Source organism: Methylobacterium sp. 37f (assembly GCF_023093475.1).
GTDB lineage: Bacteria > Pseudomonadota > Alphaproteobacteria > Rhizobiales > Beijerinckiaceae > Methylobacterium.
Genome location: NZ_JAGHKN010000081.1, coordinates 1 through 3,317, shown reverse-complemented (window position 1 = coordinate 3,317; position 3,317 = coordinate 1). Strand labels below are relative to the sequence as shown.

Here is a 3,317-nt window from a genome sequence, read left to right as displayed (position 1 = left end):
GAGCTCTCGAAACGTGTCAGCAATCGTCTCACAATCCCCACTACAGGGATCCGCAAGGACAATAATCGCCGCCCACGCTTCTCTTTCTCAGATTCACTTGTCAAAGAACACCAACAACAGACAGAAATACCGCCCAGATCACCAGGCGACAACCCATCAACAGTCAGGAGATGCAAAAGCAAGCCGCCAATCGCCTTGGCCGCTCGCCGATGAATAGGGGTATACGGATCCCAATCCGACCCGTCAACACCCACGATTGGGGAAAACGCACATGTCGCAGTTTGGTTCTCTCTCGGACGCTGCGGGGACGTGTCGAGGTCGCGTCCTTTCCGGTCCGGAATCACGCCGCGGATCGCGTGACCTCGACACGTGCTCATGCCGACGTTGTGCGCGTGCCTGAGGTTCCCAGGATTCGCTCCAAGGTTGAGCTGAGGCTTCGAATCTTGGTCGATCTGGGTCTGATACACCGTCATCTCCAGGTTGCACGACCATCCGTCTCTCTTCTCGAAAACCTCTGATTCCGTGGCCCTCTCAAAAGTGAACCCTCCCCCCCGTCTGCAGGAACGACCGTGGATCCGACGGCTTGGCGAGGACGCGGGCCGTCACTGCTGACCCCATCCGGGACCTTGCTCCGGGGATTCCAGCGGGCCAGCCAGCCCAGCCAGATTGGGGAGACGATCCGAACCACGTTGGTAAGGTTGGGACGGCAGTGGACCCGTCGCTCCGTGATCGACACCAGGTCGAGGCGCTGGGCGATCCGTAAGGCGAGGCGCGCCTTGGTCTGGCCCACACCAGCCCGTGCAGCGATCTCGGGGATCGAGAGCGTGCATTGGCGGCCAGCGACGAATGCATCGGCCACGATCTTGAGGACCGCCAGTTCGCCCGTGGTGAAGTGGCAGGCGAGCCTCGGCGGCAGAGGGCCGGAAGCCGCAAGGGTCCGCCGCCGCACCTGCGATCGGGCCCTATCAGGCGAGCGCTGAGGGTTCTTGGTCGGGAAGTAGGACCAAAGGCGGGGGTCTTTGCCCGGGGAGGCTCCGGGTGCTTCTGCGGCCATCCCAGGAATCATCTGAGATGAGACGGCCTTGAGACATCCGAGGGAGACAGCGGCGGCCTGATCAGGCCGGCGGCGGCCGTGAATGGCTTCGGCGAGTTCCTGGGCCTGCGCTTCCGTCAGAGCGCCTTCCCCGACCGATCGCCACACATCGCGGCTCAGGGCGTCCAGGGCGGCCACGGGAACATGGTTAACGAGGGTGAGTAGATGGTCGAACGACATGGTGGTCCCTGGGTTGGGACCGCATCAGGCCAAGCGACATCGCTCCGAGAATGAACATTCTCGATTGACTCCTGAGGGGAGCTATGATGTGCTGAGGATGTTCCGTTGTCTTTTGCACATCACACGATTTGACGGCCCTTCCGGTTTGGCGACCGGGGGGCCGTTGTCGTTTCAGGGTCCTACTGCGGCGTGGCGGTGGTTCCTTGATCGAATCTCCGGTCTTGCGAGAGACCGAGACTGTGCATTCGGCACGCGAGGGGCTCTCCTGTCAAACCAGGGACTTGTGCCGCTTCGAATCGGCGCCTGGCTGGTCCCATCGTCGGGACCGACGCGACCGTCCAACCCGCTGTGCCAGCCGACTAAAATGATAGGATCGAGGGCCTGTGCAGACAGCCGATCCAAGGTGGGCAAGGCGAACAGAGAAGCGCAACATTATGAAATAAAACACGAATTCTGTCTCAATGGGCAAATGGGTTTTTGCCCAAGAACGCGATTGGGTTTACGGGTTCTTGGAGATTTAGGCCCTAGGGCCCTTGGAGGTTTGGGTTAGCAAAGCCCGGGGGGCCTTTTCGATGGCGGTCATCAGCGTCTGCTCGACAAAGGGTGGAGTCGGGAAGACGACCCTTGTGATCTGCCTGGCCGACGCCTTCGCCCGTCAGGGGGGAAGCGTGGTCATCGTCGATGCCGACCCGAACGGGCATGTCGGCGCATGGCGCGACCGCGCGGGGGCAGATTCCACCGTCGCGGTCATCTCGGGGGTGACGGAGACCGTCATCCTCGATCGCATCGGGGAGGCGGCAACGCGGTACGGGATCGTTCTGGTCGATCTCGAAGGGGCGGCCTCGCAGGCCGTCACCTACGCGATCGCCGAGTCGGACCTCGTTCTAGTCCCCACTAAGATCTCGGGGATGGACCTGCAGGAGGTATTCCGGACCTACGAGGTGGTGCAGCGGGCCGAGCGCATGCTGCGCCGATCGATCCCGGCGCGGGTGGTCCTGACCCAGATGTCGCCGCTCCAAAGCCGCGTCGCCCAGCATGCCCGGGAGGAGATCCAGAATGCCGGTATCCCGCTACTGCGGACCGAGGTGATCCAGCGAGCCGCGTACCAGTCCATTCACTTCACGGGGTCGACACCGGCGGGGCCGGGCGGAGATCCGAAAGCCGCCGCCGAGGTGAGCGGCGTCCTGACCGAGCTCCTCACCATCCTGGCCGAGCAACAGGGCTTGGCCGAGCAACAGGGCGCCTGACGATGAGCAAGCCTCCGTTTCCCCCCCCGTTCCTACCCTCGCCCCGCCCACGGCCGCATACGAGTCCGGAGGATGCCCGACAGCTCGCCGCGGCCGCGAGCGACCTCGGCTTCACGCGAGCCTCGAGCCCCCCCTCAGAACCGATCCCTACGCCCGGGATCCCGGGCGAACCCCGGGCGGCCGAGGCCGCACCGGTTCGAGCCCCCAGGGCCCCGGCTGGTACGCGGCGGCGGTCCAAGGCCGCCAAGGGGGCAGTTTTGAAGGTCGAGGTGCCGGATCCCGTCTGGACGGCCCTGCGGCAGGAGGCTCTCGATCGCCGGGTGACCGTGAAGTATCTGATCCTCGAGGCCCTCGCGACCAAGGGCTACGCCTTCGATCTCTCCGCCATCCCGAAGGATGGGCGCCGCCTGCGTTAAACGCGCGGTCTGCAAAGGTCTCGTCCGAAAAACCGCCTGTCCGCAAACGCGATCCAACTCCTGCGGACGTGTCCCACGGGGCTGCGCCAGCGTCCACAGGACTATGGTCCAACGGACATGAAACCCAAGCTTGCGGACATGAAACCAAGGCTTGGAAACGCAAAAAGGCCACCCCGGAGGGTGGCCTTTTTGCGTTCGATGATCGTCGATAGGGATTATGTGTCTTGTTCTGAGCAGGTCTGGCGGCGACCGACTCTCCCGTGTCTTGAGACACAGTACCATGGGCGCTGGTGTGTTTAACGGCCGAGTTCGAGATGGGATCGGGTTCTGGGCACACCGCTCAAACCACCAGACCGGCGCAGGACAAGGATGTTCGGCAAG

General features: G+C 63.4%; 2 protein-coding genes and 1 rRNA gene. 2 read left to right on the top strand and 1 reads right to left on the bottom strand.

Going from position 1 to position 3,317, the window contains the following annotated elements:
- The first annotated feature begins 1,845 nt into the window (after positions 1-1,845).
- Together J7U37_RS24665 and J7U37_RS24660 are read left to right on the top strand one after the other, a co-directional pair.
- Entirely contained in the window at positions 1,846-2,520 is a 675-nt protein-coding gene (locus J7U37_RS24665; protein WP_247637457.1) for a ParA family protein, read from the top strand.
- Positions 2,521-2,789: 269 nt separating this feature from the next.
- Positions 2,790-2,936, top strand: coding sequence for a hypothetical protein (locus J7U37_RS24660; protein WP_156376157.1), 147 nt, complete (start codon positions 2,790-2,792; stop codon positions 2,934-2,936).
- Positions 2,937-3,173: 237 nt separating this feature from the next.
- Here J7U37_RS24660 and rrf read toward each other — a convergent pair.
- Positions 3,174-3,289 (bottom strand): 5S ribosomal RNA (rrf, locus tag J7U37_RS24655).
- Between the last annotated feature and the right edge of the window lie 28 nt (positions 3,290-3,317).